1 protein-coding gene is annotated in these 246 nt (G+C 35.0%); it reads right to left on the bottom strand.

Going from position 1 to position 246, the window contains the following annotated elements:
* Positions 1 to 203: HAD family hydrolase (locus tag ETC07_RS16345; protein ID WP_136249342.1), on the bottom strand; the 203-nt coding region annotated here is incomplete at its 3' end.
* Positions 204 to 246 lie beyond the last annotated feature (43 nt).

The raw sequence follows: 246 nt of genomic DNA, 5'->3' as shown, positions 1-246 counted from the left end.
TGCGCTGCACGCGCCTCTGTAAACTCATCACGTAATACTTTTGGCCACATGTCTTTCAAAACACTACCGACAAAATCTTTTGGTGTTAAATGGCTAGCGTCAATACCACTTTCAACGAAAAAGTTATCTAAAACCTTAGAGTGAAAACGTTCTGAATCTACCAAAACACCGTCCATATCAAATACAATTGCTTTAAATTTCATAGCTTTATTATAGCATAAGTAAGCGGTTATTTTTTATATTAGA

The organism is Halomonas borealis, from assembly GCF_004798905.1.
GTDB classification, from domain to species: Bacteria; Pseudomonadota; Gammaproteobacteria; order Pseudomonadales; family Halomonadaceae; genus Halomonas; species Halomonas borealis.
The sequence above is the reverse complement of the archived record's forward strand: the minus strand, read 5'-3'. Positions and strand labels throughout refer to the sequence as shown.